The 15,741-nt window shown below is 63.7% G+C and carries 18 protein-coding genes and 2 pseudogenes; 16 read left to right on the top strand and 4 right to left on the bottom strand.

All coding sequences use genetic code 11. From position 1 onward, the window contains the following. From ABZ532_RS21640 to ABZ532_RS21665, 6 genes and pseudogenes are all read left to right on the top strand, one after another. Positions 1–275: transposase (locus ABZ532_RS21640; RefSeq protein WP_361285986.1), on the top strand; the 275-nt coding region annotated here is incomplete at its 5' end. Between the two features lie 43 nt (positions 276–318). Further along, positions 319–495, top strand: a complete 177-nt coding sequence (locus ABZ532_RS21645; RefSeq protein ID WP_361285988.1) for a hypothetical protein — start codon at positions 319–321, stop codon at positions 493–495. 32 nt (positions 496–527) lie between these two features. Then, positions 528–1,196, top strand: a pseudogene (locus tag ABZ532_RS21650) (transposase family protein); the annotation flags it as partial. Further along, positions 1,193–1,920 (top strand): annotated as a pseudogene (locus ABZ532_RS21655) (transposase family protein). The pseudogenes ABZ532_RS21650 and ABZ532_RS21655, both read left to right, overlap by 4 nt. 484 nt (positions 1,921–2,404) lie before the next feature. Beyond that, positions 2,405–3,004 (top strand): helix-turn-helix transcriptional regulator, encoded by a 600-nt coding sequence (locus tag ABZ532_RS21660; protein ID WP_361285991.1) that lies wholly within the window; start codon positions 2,405–2,407, stop codon positions 3,002–3,004. Between the two features lie 166 nt (positions 3,005–3,170). Continuing rightward, positions 3,171–3,635 carry an ATP-binding protein gene (locus ABZ532_RS21665; protein ID WP_361286346.1) on the top strand — a complete coding sequence of 155 codons (465 nt, stop codon included), beginning with the start codon at positions 3,171–3,173 and terminating at the stop codon, positions 3,633–3,635. A 232-nt stretch (positions 3,636–3,867) separates the two neighbouring features. Here the strand turns inward: ABZ532_RS21665 and ABZ532_RS21670 are convergent, their stop codons facing one another. Continuing rightward, entirely contained in the window at positions 3,868–6,189 is a 2,322-nt protein-coding gene (locus ABZ532_RS21670) for a LuxR C-terminal-related transcriptional regulator (protein ID WP_361285994.1), read from the bottom strand. A 1,381-nt stretch (positions 6,190–7,570) separates the two neighbouring features. Here ABZ532_RS21670 and ABZ532_RS21675 point away from each other — a divergent pair. The 6 genes from ABZ532_RS21675 (at position 7,571) to ABZ532_RS21700 (ending at position 11,849) form a co-directional block, all read left to right on the top strand. Next, entirely contained in the window at positions 7,571–7,750 is a 180-nt protein-coding gene (locus tag ABZ532_RS21675; RefSeq protein WP_361285997.1) for a hypothetical protein, read from the top strand. A gap of 509 nt (positions 7,751–8,259) precedes the next feature. Beyond that, complete coding sequence (locus tag ABZ532_RS21680; RefSeq protein WP_361286000.1) at positions 8,260–8,565, top strand: hypothetical protein; 306 nt, start codon at positions 8,260–8,262, stop codon at positions 8,563–8,565. Between the two features lie 688 nt (positions 8,566–9,253). Continuing rightward, complete coding sequence (locus ABZ532_RS21685) at positions 9,254–10,225, top strand: helix-turn-helix domain-containing protein (protein WP_361286003.1); 972 nt, start codon at positions 9,254–9,256, stop codon at positions 10,223–10,225. Next, a complete protein-coding gene (locus tag ABZ532_RS21690) occupies positions 10,222–10,791 on the top strand; it encodes a peptide deformylase (RefSeq protein ID WP_361286006.1) in 570 nt (189 codons plus the stop codon). The genes ABZ532_RS21685 and ABZ532_RS21690 overlap by 4 nt, the downstream gene beginning before the upstream one ends. A gap of 57 nt (positions 10,792–10,848) precedes the next feature. Then, the gene (locus ABZ532_RS21695; RefSeq protein WP_361286009.1) at positions 10,849–11,163 is read left to right on the top strand and encodes a DUF397 domain-containing protein; all 315 of its coding nucleotides are present in this window, start codon (positions 10,849–10,851) and stop codon (positions 11,161–11,163) included. 482 nt (positions 11,164–11,645) lie between these two features. Then, entirely contained in the window at positions 11,646–11,849 is a 204-nt protein-coding gene (locus tag ABZ532_RS21700; protein ID WP_338675205.1) for a cold-shock protein, read from the top strand. A 185-nt stretch (positions 11,850–12,034) separates the two neighbouring features. Here ABZ532_RS21700 and ABZ532_RS21705 read toward each other — a convergent pair whose 3' ends face one another. Then, on the bottom strand, positions 12,035–12,307 hold the full coding sequence (locus tag ABZ532_RS21705; protein ID WP_361286012.1) for a hypothetical protein: 273 nt from the start codon (positions 12,305–12,307) through the stop codon (positions 12,035–12,037). Continuing rightward, positions 12,300–12,527: a hypothetical protein gene (locus ABZ532_RS21710; protein ID WP_361286015.1), complete on the bottom strand. Its 228-nt coding sequence runs from the start codon at positions 12,525–12,527 to the stop codon at positions 12,300–12,302. Before ABZ532_RS21710 ends, ABZ532_RS21705 begins: the two co-directional genes overlap by 8 nt. Between ABZ532_RS21710 and ABZ532_RS21715 the strand changes: the two genes are divergently transcribed. The 4 genes from ABZ532_RS21715 (at position 12,526) to ABZ532_RS21730 (ending at position 14,634) form a co-directional block, all read left to right on the top strand. Continuing rightward, positions 12,526–12,729, top strand: a complete 204-nt coding sequence (locus ABZ532_RS21715) for a hypothetical protein (RefSeq protein WP_361286018.1) — start codon at positions 12,526–12,528, stop codon at positions 12,727–12,729. The genes ABZ532_RS21710 and ABZ532_RS21715 overlap by 2 nt on opposite strands. A 60-nt stretch (positions 12,730–12,789) precedes the next feature. Next, positions 12,790–13,347: a hypothetical protein gene (locus ABZ532_RS21720; RefSeq protein ID WP_361286021.1), complete on the top strand. Its 558-nt coding sequence runs from the start codon at positions 12,790–12,792 to the stop codon at positions 13,345–13,347. A gap of 621 nt (positions 13,348–13,968) precedes the next feature. Further along, complete coding sequence (locus tag ABZ532_RS21725; RefSeq protein ID WP_361286349.1) at positions 13,969–14,157, top strand: hypothetical protein; 189 nt, start codon at positions 13,969–13,971, stop codon at positions 14,155–14,157. 75 nt (positions 14,158–14,232) lie between these two features. Then, complete coding sequence (locus ABZ532_RS21730; protein WP_361286024.1) at positions 14,233–14,634, top strand: DUF4259 domain-containing protein; 402 nt, start codon at positions 14,233–14,235, stop codon at positions 14,632–14,634. Positions 14,635–15,474: 840 nt separating this feature from the next. Here the strand turns inward: ABZ532_RS21730 and ABZ532_RS21735 are convergent. Then, a complete protein-coding gene (locus ABZ532_RS21735) occupies positions 15,475–15,711 on the bottom strand; it encodes a hypothetical protein (protein WP_361286027.1) in 237 nt (78 codons plus the stop codon). Positions 15,712–15,741: the final 30 nt, after the last annotated feature.

Here is a 15,741-nt window from a genome sequence, read left to right on the forward strand (position 1 = left end):
AGCTCGCGGGCAACGCTCCCGTGCCCACCGGCTCCGGCATGACCAGCGGCAGGCATCGCATCAACCACGGCAGCCACCGACAGCTGAACGCCGCGATCTACCGCACCGTCATCGTCCGAATGCAATTCCATCAGCCCACGATCGACTACGTCGCCCGCCGCACCACCGAAGGAAAGACGAAACGCGAGATCATCCGCTGCCTCAAACGCTACGTCATCCGCGAGGTCTACCACCTGCTCCGACCCGCCCCACGAGCGCCCCACACGGCCAGTTGACAACTACAGGAGCGTCAACGCCGCCGCGGAGAGTTTCTGGGCCGTGCTCAAAGAGGAGATCGGCACCCGCACCTGGCCCGACCGGGCCACCGCGCGCGCCGACGTGTTCACCTTCATCGAGACCTTCCATAACCGGCGCCGCCTGCGCAAGCACAAGGTCTTCGGCTACCTCACCCCGTCCGAGACCCGACGGCATCAACAACACGCCCTCGCGGCATAACAAGATCGTGTCCAGGATCACGGGGAAACTTCAACCGGCGCTGCAAGCTCCGCCCGTCCCAGCGCGCGATGGTGGCACTGGTGTACCTGCGCGAACACACCACTCTGGCGAAGATCACCGCCGGGTTCGGGATCAGCGAGTCCACCGCCCACGCCTACACCAGCGCGGTCGTCGACCTGCTTGCCGCGCGTGCGCCGGGCCTGCTGAAGACGCTACGCGAGCACGAACCCGACTTCGTCCTACTCGACGGCACCCTCGCCGAGTGCGACCGGGTCGGCGACGGCCGGGCCGACTACTCCCACAAACACCGGCGCCACGGCGTGAACGTGCAGGTCGTCACCGATCCCGGCGGCCGGCTGTTATGGCTCTCGCCCGCCCTGCCGGGCCGCACTCACGACCTGACCGCCGCACGCACCCACCGGATCATCCGCATCTGTGAGCGCCAGGGCGTTCCGATCGTGGCCGATCTCGCCTACCAGGGCGCCGGCCCCTGGCTGACCACCGGCATCAAGCGCAAGCCCCTCCAGGAACTCACTCCCACCGAAAAGACCCGCAACCGTCCCCTGGCCACGGCACGAGCACCCGTCGAACGCGGCGTCGCCCGCCTGAAGTCCTGGCGGATCTTCCGCAGATCCCGCTGCAGCCCCAACCGCATGACGTCAATCGCCAAGGCGGTCCTCACACTCGAGCTGCAACGCTGAAGAAGCTCAGTGTTTCCTGGCTGCTGTACGAGCACCGCCGGGCCCGCAACGTCCGGTGGCGCAAGCTCGGCTGCTTCAAGCAGGCGCTGCTCACGCTGGTCCATCTGCGCCAGAACGAGATGTTCTCGCAGCTCGGAGCCGGTTTCGGGATATCCCAGGCCACCGCCTGGTGACACGTCGACGAGGCCTTGGACGTTCTGGCTTCCTGGGCGCCCGGCCTTCATGAAGCTCTCACCGGCCTTGGTGAGAGCGACCACGTCATCGTTGACGGCACTCTGATCCCCATCGACCGCATCCGCGCGGACGAGCCGTACCACTCGATGAAGCACCGCAAGCACGGCATGAACGTGCAGGTCATCGCCCGACCGACGGCACACCGCTCTGGTTCTCCCGCGTGACACCGGGCCGCACCCACGACCTGACCGCGGCCCGCGCCCACGGCATCGTCCAGGCCTGCCTCACCAGACAGATCCTCGTCCTCGCGGACCGCGCCTACCGGGGAGCCGGCGCCACTGGCCGAACCCTGCACAAGAATCACCGCGAACAACCCGAGCACTTGCAGCAGTTCAACCGCGAACATGCTCGGCTGAGAGCTCCAGGAGAACGGGCCTTCGCGCAGCTGAAGCCCTGGCGGCTACTACGGCGAGCCAGATGCTCCACCCGCCGAATCGACACCGACGTCCAAGCCGTCCACACACTGCTGACCTGCGACTATTCAAGATGAAAGAAGCTCATGGGTTCGTTCCGCAATGACAATCGTCCTTTCCGATGAAGTGCGCGTTCAGTCTGTGCGAGAGATTCAAGGATGACCCGATCCTGGGATCTGTCGCTGAAACTTCGCTGCCCCGGGTCCAGTCAAGCCGTCGCCCTGCGTGCCCGGGTGGGCCGGTTCCAGTCACCCCTTAGGGGATTTCCCTTGGGAATGTGACTTGCGAGGGAGTTGTCTTAGGGGAACTCCCCAGGGTCAAGTTCTAGAACTTGAGGAAAGCTGTTCTCCGTGAAAATCCCGTACAGAGCACTGCGGTCGCCTTCGGCGCTGAGCATGCGTTTATTCTTATCAGATTTCAAGGGGCATTAAGCTGCGGTGTGAGGCATCCCCCGGTTCCTTTGAGTACCGGCAGAGTACTTCTACTCTTGCAGGCTTGAGGCTCATTAGATGATGGTTCCCACATCTCCAGTTCTTCAGCGCCAGTTGCAAAGGGTGACAGATGGTGAGACTCCGAGGTTCGGGTAGCGATGGCCTCGATTCCCTGGCCGCGACGCTCTCCCGAATCGCTGCAAGCAGCGGGGACCGCAGGGCAAAGATTTCACTTCTCATATGGAGAATGGACGCGGAAACCGAGATCGAGAGCGAAAGAGGCCGTCCTCTTTCATCCGAGGAACGTCCAGAGCGCGAGAACTTGCCAGGGGCATATATTGAAGTCTGGGAAGGGTCGCTTGAGAATTCTGAACACAAGCTATATCTGCGGTTTTTGGGCCGGACGTCGACACTTCTTCGCGATGAGGTCGTCATGGAGATCGACTATGACTCTACTGACCGGCTTTCGGTTCAGGTCCCCTCAATGGTTCTCCCTGAAGATGCCGGGGAATATCGGGCCGATCGCAGCAATAGGCAGGGGTGGGTCTGTCGCTCACTATCGAAGCGGCAGGGCGAGATAGCAAGCCTAGTGTGCCGGGGCCTGACGAACAAAGAGATCGCCGACAGGCTCTTCATAAGCCCCAAGACCGTGGAGTACCACCTATCTATACTCTTTCAGCGTTTTTCAATAGCCAGTCGTCAAGAACTGAGAAAAATCATGCAGGGCTGACAGTTTCCATTGATACACAGCAGGATACTCACGCGTTCAGGTCAGCCAGCTCACCAAATGGGCAGAGATACTCATGCGCCCGTACGGATACCGAGGATTAACTGGGATACGTATGCAGCACCTGGCTGTACTGCACCTCGTACCACCAGGAGGAATCATGCCTACGATGTCACAATCATCCGGATGGCTTGAGCGCGGAGAGACTGCACCTTCCGAAGCCCGGACATTCATCCGCCAATTCACCTCCGCGCTTACGACATCGGAGTCGGCCCCAGCACTCGATGTCCTGGAAGATGCCGCACTGCTCGTGAGCGAACTCGTGACAAATGTTGTGCTACACGCACGGACAGCAGTGAACATAAAGTGCGTGGCAATTACCGGCAAAGAAGGAACATCTCTGCTAGTCGGGGTTTCAGACGGCGATCCGCGCCAGATCACACATGGAGAGGCTGATCTGAGTTCGACCCACGGCCGGGGCCTTTACCTGGTTAATGCACTCGCTGAAGAATGGTGGGTCGCATACGGAACGGAATCCAAGACTGTCTGGTTTCGCCTTGGCCCCACGGGCACGCCATCCGAGTTTCCAGACACTACTTTTCCCATGCCACATGAAAGCGCTCTGTCAGCATGACTCCGCAGTCTAGGAGGATGCGGTCCTCGTGAAGAGAAAACATGGGCGCTGTTTTTGCGCGTTCCCGGTACGCATGATTGAGGGGCTCTTCCTCAACATGATTGCGTTCAACTACACGGTCCAAGAAGAGCGGCGCATCAGGCGCATCTACCGGAGCAACGGTCCGTCGTCATCCCGGGAGGACGACGCATGATCGGGCGGGCTGGGGGCGTCGCACAAGTCGTGCAGCACCTCACGTCTCGCGGTAGAACCAAGCCGCCACTTGACCACGCCTAGAGAAACCCAGCTTGGTCAGGATCTTCTGGACGTGATTTTCCGCGGTGCGTGATGAGACCACCAAGGCGGCGGCGATCTCCCTGTTGCTCTTTCCCTCGGCGACGAGACGCGCCACCTCCTGCTCTCTGGGGGTGAGCGGGTGGTACCTCTGCCGCTCGGCATCTGCCGCTGTCGGCTCGTCCTCGCCCTCGCCCTCGCCCTCGCCCTCTAGAGCGAAGGTGACAAGTTCGTCGACCGGCATGGCCAGGCCCCTACTTGTGGCGGCCTCGTACTCTTCCTGACTCAGTCTTTGGCGGCAGTCCTGTATAGCCTGCTCGTGAAAGCCCGAGAAGTAGTTCACAAGAGGTACGTCGATGTCGGCCTTCCACACCCGGTGCAAGGCCCCAAAGAGCGTGGCCGCCCGTACCAGTTCCCCTTTTCCAACCGAGATCCACGCGAGGACCTCACTGCACAGCGCAAGCCCCATCCGGTCCTGAAAGAGTCTCTTGGCGTGCGCACTACGGCGCACGGAGGCCGCAGCGCTTTCATGAAGGCCCTGGCGCCAGAGCACCATCCCTCTCAGACATTCGGCAGCCGACCGCTGCCACAGTTCCCCCCGCTCCGCACTCAGCTCAATCGCCTCGACCGCCCGAGCATCCGCCTCAGCAAGACTGTCCTCGATAAGACTGACCGTGACCAGCCTCAGAAGAAATGTACTGACACCTGCCAGATCATCAAGGACTTCCCTGAAAGCGAGCCCCTCTTCAAGGGACCCTCTCGCAAGGGACAGATCGCCCTCAAAGAGATGAAACATTCCCCTGGCGTACAAAGTGTGCGCACTAGCGTTTGCATCCCCCGTGGCTCGGGCCAATGCCTGCGCCTCATCGTACATTTCCTGCGCTGCGGACCGCTCTCGCCGCATCATTGCCAGGATGGATCCGACCGCAGCGACTCGGGCCCGTGCAGGCGTCCCGCCTTCGGCCCGGGAAAGGAAAGCCGTAATCCACGTGTATGCCTCGTGAACGAGACCTGCCGGCTGCCACAAGTCACGCAACGCCAGGACCATCCTGAAGCCGCACTCGGCCTCAGCAGGCTCGCTGCAACAATAATCCAGGGCCGCTCTAAGATTTCCCTGCTCCAGGCACAACTTCTGAAACCACAACCGTTGCCGCGACGAGAACCAGTCTCCGTGCGACCTCTCCGCCAGCTCCAAATAGTAGTCGCGGTGCCGTGCACGCACCGAGTTCCGCAGGTCCTCGGACAGCTTCTGCGCGCCGTAATGCCGAATGGTCTCCAGCATCCTGTACCGGGCAGCGCCCTCACCCTTCATACGCACGACCACAGACTGCGTCACCAAGGACGACACTTCAGTTGCTGCAGAGGCAGCAGAGGCCTCCGGCAGACAGACACGGCGGGCCGCTTCCAGATCGAAACTGTCCGTGAAAACTGACAGCCTGTTCCACAGCTGCCGGTCACCCGGGGAGCACAGCTGATAGCTCCAATCGACTGCCGCTTGCAAAGTCTGATGACGCGGCAAGGCCGCCTTGTTCCCTACATCAAGAATCTCAAATCTCTCTTTAAGGAGTCCACCGATTTCCTTCAGCGACAGAGTGCGCAACCGGGCGGCCGCGAGTTCGATCCCCAGAGGAATGCCGTCAACGCGGGCACATACCTCAAGTGCCTCCTCGTAGTTCCCGGCTGTCAGCCTGAAATCAGGCGCGACAAACCGCGCTCTGTTCTCGAAGAGCCGCAGCGCGTCGCACAAATGTTCCCCATCCGTCCCGGCTGCGGGTTTCACGACAGGCAGGGGTTCAAGGGCAAGGGTGCGTTCCCCGAACACCTCCAGCGGGTGACGACTCGTCACGATCACGTGGAGCCCGGCGAGTTTACTCAGAAGTCCGGTGACGAGCCGACCACACGCTTCGACCAAATGTTCACAGTTGTCCAAAATCAACAAGATACGGCTCTCGCCCAGAAAAGCTGCCAGGACTTCCAGGAAGACGTCCTCGTCCACACTGTGCGCCGAGAACCCCAGAACCGGGCCCACAACAGACCTGAGCGACTGCCCCTCCTCCACGCCGGACAGATCAGCGAGACTCGCGCCATCGGGAAAGAGCCGACGCAGATCACGAGCAGCCTGCAGGGCAAGGCGGCTCTTTCCTACACCGGCAACTCCGGTGATCGTCACGAGGCGCGCCTCGCCCAGCATGTCCTTGACCCGCCTCAGCTCCGCTCGACGGCCGACGAAGTCAGTCAGTGGACTGGTGAGGCCGACAGGTGAGTTCGTCAATGAGCGCATGCCGTGATTGTCACCCTCCACGCCCCACCCCCGGCCACCGGCACGCGGCGCACGCAGAACATGCCACCTTCTGCTGCGAGCCAGGAGACCCCGCCAATAGCGGCGGGGCCTCCTGCATGCGTCGCGTCAGGCTTCTTTCACCACTTGCTGGCCCAAACCGCCATGCTCGCGCCGGTCTTCGTCTTTCCGTAAAGGACAAGATTTCCGTCGTCTTGCATGCGGAGCGTAAGACCTCCGCCATTGACTGTCTGCCAAACGACTCGGTGATCGTCGTTCGTAATTATCAGCTTTCCCGCGACCCCATCACTAGCTTGACTCAGACGAATCCTGGACGCGTTTGTCCGAGTTCCTTCAGTGCCCGTCGCCCAGATCGCTCTCGGACTTGACGGGTTGGTCCAGTCTTGGACGACGAAGTTTCCATCATCTTGGAACGATGCCTTGTAATCCCCATTTGGCGATCTGAGTTCCTGCCCCCTGCGCAGTTGTTGCGTACCAGACAGCGAACTAGGAGGCCTCGTGCAGGAATCAATTTCTTTCGACCAAATCCCTACAGCGGAGTTGGGGAGGGAATTACTGCGAACCGGAGAATACATATAAGTAGTTTCGAAGGTAGCGGAGTTGCTCGTGAAGCTCTTCCCGTCCTTCCTGCGCCACACGGTCGGGAACACTCGCATCTTTGGCCGGAATTTCACCCGCATTTTCTCTCCCGGCGCCACCGTCCAATCGGACCTATCATACGTTGCCTTGGCTTCTTCGTGAATCTCCTTTTTTTCCATCGCCTGACTATAGGTAGTCGACACCGAGGCAAACCACCCACTCAGCGTAGAATTTACGCTAACCGCTTTGGTCACCCCCGTCTCAAACCGAGACATTACTGTTCCTACGACCTGACGAGAGTAGAGCACTGATCCCATCCCGTCACAGTTGTCATACCAGTCTCCGTAAAGCGCATGACCTTCGTCATAGAAGTCATAAGGCTGCGGCAGTCGCAACCCCGCAGCTACCAGCGGTGGATAATCTGGCGTGACCACAACACACCGATTAGTGAGCGGCGAGCCGCAGTCTGTGTCAATGGATGCCGATGACGGACTAATGCTTCCTATTGTTGCTATGGCTACCACCATGGCAGTAAGTCCGATACGGGATCTGGTTCTCTTCATGGGCACTCCCGTTGTTAGAAGTGACGAAAGTATGGCGCGACTTCGCCTCATAATCCCTAGGGAAATCCCCTAGCCCACAACGGCAGGGAACTTTTCGTGGATCGCGCTCAGGACGTCCAGTACCGTCCGTGTGGCGTCAGCGGCAAAGCGGCGACCTCGGGGCGGGTGCCTTCGTCTAAACAGGCCGGAGTCGAGTCAGGCCCCTGCCTTCCCTGCTGGTGATGGCCGCCTTCGGCTTCCTCGCGGTACACATGGGGATGCAGGCGGAGGCGCGGCCGATCAACCTCTCCATCGGCGTCGGATTCTTGGGCGAGGCGCTGGTCGTCGGCGCCCGCGGGCTGTCCACGGGGGTTCCCTTCGCCCCCGAGAAACCGCGGCGCTTCGAGCGACCGCGCATCTGACGGCCGCCCGCCACGACGGCGAGACGAGGGGCCGGGAGACAGTGAGCTTGTTCAGTGTGGCCACTGATCGGGTGATGGCGGGGTGGCGTGACGGGTGAGGCCCTCGAGTGGTTGAGCGGGATGTCTGACGTCCGCAGCTCTTCGACTCGGGGGCCTCGTGGTTCCATATCGTGCCGTACTCGACGTCCCGCATGCTCTGGTGGAGTGAGTCTCAATGATGGTGTCAAGCCGATTGGGGGGCCGGTGGGGTGAGGGTGAAGTGCCTCTTGTCGCGGAGCATGGCCCATAAGACGTCGACTCGGCGTCCGTGGCGAGGCGCTCGGCGTCTGCATGGCCTGGTCATCGGTGTCGAACAACAGCTCGGCGTCGATGTGCTCGGCGAGCCAGCCCGTGCGCGGGCCGATCACGGGCAGGCCCATCGCCTGGCAGTCGATCACCGACATCGACCAGGGGCAGCCAGGGCGGAAGGGTGCGATGCCGAAGTGGGCACCGGCCAGGAGGTTGCGGTAGTGCACGCGATCGCCGTGGTCAGAGGCGACGGCGACGCCGTCCACGGCCGCCAGTTCCTCCAGATGCCGCTCGGGGCTGGGATCGAGGCGGATGCGCTCGTGACTGCGGGTGCCGAACAGGTCCATCACTGTGAGTCGTACCGGAGCCTCGGTGACGAGGCGGCGGGCGAGCTGGGTGAAGCGGGCGGTGCCGTAGTGCGCATACAGGGGGTGGTTGTAGATTCCGGTGGCCCGGCCCTCAGGCGGGTTGTTGCCAGCCGGGTCACGCACCAAAAGCCCGTCCCTGGGGGCAGGCACGACGTGTAGCTTCTCCTTGAGCTCCACGCCGGTACGGGCAGCAGCTGCGGTGGCCCACGAGGCGGCGGTGGAGGAGTGGGCCAGCACGCGGTCGCAGGCCGCGAGACCTGCGGCGAAGGCCAGAAGCACGCTGCGGCCGAGGCCGCCGTCGTTCATCGATGGGTCCAGCTCCAGCGTGCCGGTGTCAGTGAACGAGAACGGCAGGTAGTGGCAGTACCCGGCAATCAGCGAGTCCACCCCGGCCTCCAGCAGTGCCGCCCGGACCGCCGGGGCGGCTTCGACTTGATTGGCCACCACTACCTCGGGCCGCCGCTCGCGCATCAGGGCGACCAGGGCGTCCATGCCGGGGTCGAAGCGGGCGCGGTACTTGGTGGACGGTGAGGCGGTGGGCGCGAAGTGCACTCGGGCATCGCCGGCCGGTACCGGGGAGACCACGGTCACCTCGGCCCCAGCGTCGGCCAGGGCCGGGGCGAGCAGGCCGGCGAAGGTGAAGCCGGAGTCGGCGTTCAGCCGACTGGAGTTGGAGACGTTGAGCAGGTACAGCACACGCATCGCTGTAGCCCTCCTTTCACGGAAGCCCGGAACTCGACGCGGGCTGGTGAAGGAAGGGAACCGGCAACGGGGAGCGTGACAGAATGGTGAGTCGAAGTCACTCACGGTTCATTCATCTCATCCGGTAGCCAGGGCGGGGGCTTTGATGGACGCGCGGGACGACGTTTCGACGGTTGAGGAGGCCGCCGAGGCGTTCGCGGCGGAGGTCGCCTACTGGCGTGAGGTGCGGGGGCTGTCCAAGCGGGAACTGGCCCGCAGGATGGGTTTCGACCCGTCCTATGTGAGCCATGTGGAATCCGGGCGGCACAAGCCGACTGAGGACTTCGCCCGCCGCGCGGAGGACACTCTGAACGCGGGCAAGGCCCTGTGGAAGCGGTGGCTCGTCTTCGAGGCGTTAAAGGCCCGCGCGGCGCCTTCGGCCCTCCCGCCAGGGGCCCGGCGGACCGAGCAGCCGTACGCGACGGGCTCGGCGATCGTCGTTGAGCACGACGCCGCACGCTTGGACTACGACGGACGCCAGTACCGGCTGACGATGCGCCGACTGCTGCGGAACACCGGCAGCGAGCCGATCACCCGGTATCTGATTCGCATCAGCGTCGACCGCTACCCCGGCGAGCCCGAACGCTCCAACGCCCACTACCGCGAGCACCCGCTGACCTGGGACGAACTTGCCTTGACGGCCATGTGCCGCGGGGAGGGAATGCGCTGGCAGGCCAAGCATGACCGCGACGCCTTCAAGGAAGTCTGGCTGCTCTTCGAGAACGACGAGGGCCGCTACCCGCTGTATCCGGGCGAGTCGGTGTGGATCGAATACGCCTACTCGGTGGGCGACGAAAAGTGGGGTCGTTGGTTCCAACGCGCCGTCCGCCTGCCCACTGAGCACCTGGAGGTCGAGCTCGCCTTCCCGGCCGAACTCGATCCCACGGTGTGGGGCACCGAGACCTCCATGACCGCCGAGGCGGCACCACTGCGGACCGCCCCGGTCCGGCGTGACGAGGACGGGGTACGCGTCTTCTCCTGGAGCACGTCCACTCCCGCCCTCCACGCCCGGTACCGTCTGGAATGGCGTTTTCGGACCCATCCCGAACGCAATGCGAGCCAAAGGGAGTTCAGGTGATCGAGGTGCGGCCCAGCGAGCAGATGCGTGATCTCGGAGTCGTGCAGTACGGCGCCCCCGTCCTCGCCGAGCCCGCCCGCTCCTTCGACCTGCCAGCCGAGCGCGAAGCCGCCGAACAGGTCATCGAGAGGCTGTTCTCCACGATGGAGCGCATCGGGCAGGTCCACCCCTTCGCCAAGGGCATGGGCATCGCCGCGCCTCAGATCGGCATCGCCCGAGCCGCTGCCGTCGTCCGGCCCGCCGACTCCGCCGACCCGGCGATCGTCCTGCTCAACCCTCGCATCACCGACCGCGCGGATGAGGCAGATGAGCAGTTCGAGGGCTGCCTGTCCTTCTTCGACGTCCGCGGCTTGGTACCCCGGCCGCTGCGCATCACCGTAGAGACCACCACGCTGGACGGACTGGTGGCGACCGCCACCTACGAACGTGGCCTCGCCCGGCTGGTCCATCACGAGATCGACCACCTCGACGGCCTGCTCTACACCGCACGGATGCGGCCCGGAACCGATCCCATCCCCGTCGAACAGTACCGCCAGACCGGCCACGCCTGGACCTACGAGCAGTAGCAACCTACATCCCGGCGAGCCATCGACCCGCCGATTCACGTGCCAGAAGGACATTCGGTGTTCCAGACCGCTTTCGGGTATGTCACCGCCGCAGCCTTTCCCGCCGACCAGTCGAGGGAAGTCATCAAGGATGATGAACCAGTGTTCGAAGCCCGAGGCGACCTGCACACTGCTTCACTCGAAGGAGCTGCATGGAGGAAGTCCTCCTACTCGGGCGGGGAAGGCGAGTGCGTCGAGATCGCCGACGCGCCCTCCCACGGAGGCATCGCCGTTCGAGACTCGAAGAACCCGAGCGGCCCCGCGATCGTCCTTGCGGTACCTGCCTTCGTCACACTCATCGACGCCATCCAGGACGACGCCCTCACCTGCTGACGATCCAGTGCCGCAGCCCGGCTCCCATGCGCCCAACGGGAGCCGGGTTCTTCTCATACCTCCTGGCGCCGCGCCCCGTCTGCCTCCACCTACTGCTCTACACCGCGCAGATGCGGACGGGCGTCGCTCCCCATCCCCTTCACGATCGGCTGTACCCCATCCAGCGGGTGCTCACGATGGCCTGGAGCAACCATCCTGACTTCCCTTCCTGGATCACCCACGAACGAGTGACCCAGTACGAGCGCCCCCCTGTCGTGACACCCGCCCAGGACGGGAGCGGCTGGTAGCACGCGGCACGTCCCGGTGCTACGAGTCCGCGGCCGGTGTAGCGTCGGCTTAAGATGTCGCGGTTCCGAAGTCTTCTCCGCCCGTGGAGCACATGCGCGGGCGGTTTTGCTGTCCAGCGTTGCTGAGGGCCCGGCGATCACCTCCGGCCGCCGCATGGTGCGAGGCCGGTACCCCGAGTTCTTTGGAGGACGTGCATGGCCAGCGGAACGGTGAAGTGGTTCAACTCGGAAAAGGGCTTCGGCTTCATCGAGCAGGACGGGGGCGGACCGGATGTCTTCGCCCACTACTCCAACATTTCTGGCGGCGGCTTCCGTGAGCTGCAGGAAGGCCAGAAGGTGAACTTCGACGTCACCCAGGGCCAGAAGGGCCCCCAGGCCGAGAACATCACCCCCGCCTGAGTGAGTCTCAAGGCAATCTGGTGCCCTCGCCCGACTGGACGAGGGCACCTGCGCCGAGCCCCTGCCGACCCGGGGGAAGCTGTGCTGTGCCCTTCAGAGCCACTTCCTCGCCTCCAGGCGCCAGGTGCGCGCGGCCGCGTTGTGTCCCGAGGGCGAGGCGACGGCCGGCGAGTCCACCGACGGGTTCAGCTGGTGGTCGCACAGGTGAAGCTGGCTTGCTCGGTAAGGGACTCGAGGAGTTCGTCGCCGCTCGCGGTACGGCGCAGGCCGTAGAAGCGAGCGAAGGGTTGAACGCGCGCGGCCAGGGTCCGGTTTTCGGTGAGGCCTTTGCGGTCGGCGTCCGCGATCAGGCGGCCGGCGTCGGCTCGGCTTTTGAGAAGGTCGCAGACGGTGCGGTCGACTGTGGTGACCGGTAGGCCTTCCACGAGGGTGATGTCCTTGATGGGCCGATCAGGCAAAGGGGCGCCGCTTGCTGCCGCCGCCGCTTCCGTTCAGTGGGATCAGGGTTTCCAGATGAGCGCCTTTGACCCAGAAGCCCAGCAGGTCGCGGTGCAGGGCCACGATGTCCTGGCGCAGCGCAAGGCCCAGTGCGGCCTTCGTGAACGTGCGGCAGGTGGTGACGAACAGCGCGACGTCCGCGCCGTGCTCAAGACGGGCAGTGCCTACGAACTTCTGCATGTCCTGCGAGGGCACGCTCCGGTGCGGCGCCAGCCAGGCTGACCCGGAGCCCTTCGACTTCTCCGAGCCAGCCTTCGCGCTCGGCCTCGGCGATGCGGGCGACGAGGTTGTCGCGGATCTCCTCCAACCGGCCGCGCTGGGCCGGGTCCGGCCGGAGGAGCGAGCAACGAACGCAAGCGTGTTCATGAACACAAGGGGTTGAAAAGGCACGAGCGCAGGTGCCGATGGAGACCTTGCGCTTGCCGAAGACAAGCTCGCTCACATGGACCGACAAACTTCCGGCGGTACGGCGATCGACCTCGGCATGCCACACATAGTCCCAGCTCAATTTACCCAGGTGGAGGGAACGGCTTCGCTGGCACAATCACTGGATGACCAGCATGACATCCGGTTCGGCTGCCGGCACCGTGGCGACGGCGGCCCGCTCGTGATCGTCCCCCGCATCGACGGAGCACCACTCACCGAGCTGATCGAGGGGTTCGAGATCGCGGCCGGGATGCAGCCCGCAGGCGACGCCTACGGCGGTCTGATCCCGGAGTTCTTCCACTTCGGCCCGATGCTGGAGCACTTCCTCGGACAATCCACCAACGCGATGGGGCCGAAGACACCGGTTCTGGGTTGTGAATGCGGCGAGTGGGGATGCTGGCCGCTCATGGTCCGCATCACCGCGACAGCCGACCTCGTGACCTGGGATGCTTTCGAGCAGCCCCACCGCACAACACGCGACTACACGGCGTTCGGTCCGTTCCATTTCGACCGCCACCAATACGACGACACCTTGCGCACTCTGAGCGCGACAATCAGCTCCGACAAAAGGTGAGTTCACCCGCGCCGTCCCATCAAGTTCAGCAGGAGTCGCCGCATGGATCCGGCAGACAGCCACACGGACGAAATCGCTCTGAGCGCTGAAGAGCACGACGCCGTCAGGGCAGCCCTCGCCCGTGTCACCAGCACCGGAGGTGGAGCACAAGCCCACTCCCTCAACTCCCTCCTCGCACAGTGGAGCGCTTTGGTGGACGAGGTGGAGGAGGGCTACTCGTGGTGCGCGCCGGAGCTCGACAACGATCTCTCGTGCCGGAACGCACTCGCGGGAGTCTGGCCGTTGCTGCCCTCACGTGTTCGCGCGACCAGGCAACCGGAACTCGATTGCATCGATGTTCGCTATCGCCGCGCGACGACTCCATGGCCTGACCGCCCCGAAGAAGGTGCTCGATGGTGGACATGGCGTGTTCCCCGGCGTCTTGAGGTCGAGGCCGCAGAGCAACGAGATCCGGACTGGCCCTTGGGATGGGAAATGATGCCGTTCCCCCGACCCGCTTCCGTGGAAGTCGTCACTTGACAGTACGTGCCGATCAGACCTTCAACCAAGCGAATGTAGTTCAGAGAAGCCTGCGTACGCTGCTCCCTCCTACGCCCCGACCCCGCCCAGCGCGGCCGCTTGGTGGAGATCCGCGACAACCTCCTGGCCCGGATCGCCGAAGCAGAGCGGGAAGGCTGGCTCGGCGAAATCGAGGGACTGCGTGTCAGCCTCGACGGCGCCGAAACCAAGATCGCCCAAATCGACTCAACGGCATCCGCAGGGCCCGTCCTGTTGAGGCTGCCGACACCCCCGCCGCCCCGGCAGGGGTGATGTTCAAGCGTGAAGCGCTGTCAGCCCCTGCTGAAATGCTGGCCCAGCACAACCAGCGACTACAAGGAGACGAGCATGGGCACGTGGGGTACCGGACCATTTGACAGTGATCTCGCTGGTGACTTCACTGACGGGCTCAGCGGGCTCGCTCCCCAACAGATCATCAGCGCCCTCGAGGGAGCACTACGGCGAGTCGCAGAATCCGGCCCGCGCCTGGACGCTGGGGACGAAGCCGAGGCCGTTGCCGCCGCTGCGCTGGTCGCTGCTCAGATCCCGGACAGCAAGGTAGTGGTTTCCCCTGAGGACATGCCTGCCGAGCCGCTGCCCCAGCTACCGGCCTCCTTGCATGCTCTGGCTCGCGAAGCACTTCACCGCGTTCTTGGAGACGGATCTGAGCTGGCCAAGGGCTGGGTAGACAACAGCGACGCGACTGAATGGCGCCAAGGGGTGCAACTGATCCTTCATACCCTCGGCTAGCACGACTCCTCACAGTGCGCGGCTCACGCGCGACCTGAGCCGAACCAGTTCTCGTGAACAAAGCCACCCGGCTGCCCGCCCAAGCGGGCGCCTTTACGGCCGCCGACCGCCGGACCACAGCATGGGCCAGTTCAGAGAAGTGACCAGCCCAAAACTGATGGCACCGCTCCATACCGGCCGGGGCATCCTGCACCTCCAGGCCCCCCTGAGCGTTCTGTCACTTCACCCTATGACGGCCGTGCCGGGTGGGCACTGCCGCGCAGGCGTCGGCCCTCCCGTGGGGAGGCCGGGAGGGACGGCTACCCCGCCCGGCAGAGGCCCCCGTGGCGGGATGCCCACAGGATGCGCCCGTACCGCCCGGCTGCGACAGAGCCGTGCAGCGAATATTTCCCGCGCATATGTGGCAGGCCGGAGCCGATGCTCATGGCCGTCGGCCGAACCATCGGCGCAGGCCTCGCCGGCGTGCGGCTGGGCCCGCTGCGGGCGGGATGGGCGGTGGGTTCGGTGGCATCGGCGGTGGTGGCGGTGCTTCCGGCGGCCCCATAGAGCATCGGCTGGACGAAAACCACAAAGGATGCCCACCTCTTCACCAGCCTGGCCGACAACGAGCGTGACGCCATCGCTGCCGCGAAAGCGTGGATGCGAGATCGCCCCACCTGCACGCCATGTCCGACCAGCCTGCGTGAATACAGTGCGGCCCGCGCTCATGTTGCTTCAGAGCGCGGGCCGCGGCTGCGTAATAGGGTCGCGGTCGCTGCCACCTGGCTGCCTGACGCCGCACAGCTCAATTATGGGCTGGTGTTGCCTATGGAAGGCTGGCAGATGAACCGAGCCGCATCGCTACTCCCCGAAATCCCCAATCTCGTCGATCAACCGCTGACGAGCGGCATCCAATTGATCAGAGTACGAGGAGGAGAAGATCGACGACAATTGAGTTTCCAGGGTTCCGTTGATCTTCCATAGAGCAGACCACACTGCCCGATCATCGATAATCGCCGAGAACTCCGCTGTATGCATTACGCGATGCATCCAGTCGGAAAGAACCAGCGCCTGGTCGTCTGTCAGTTCAATTTTCACGGAGAACTCTTTTCGCAGCCTTCATCGCGG

Source organism: Streptomyces sp. NPDC019396 (assembly GCF_040632375.1).
Classification (GTDB): domain Bacteria; phylum Actinomycetota; class Actinomycetes; order Streptomycetales; family Streptomycetaceae; genus Streptomyces.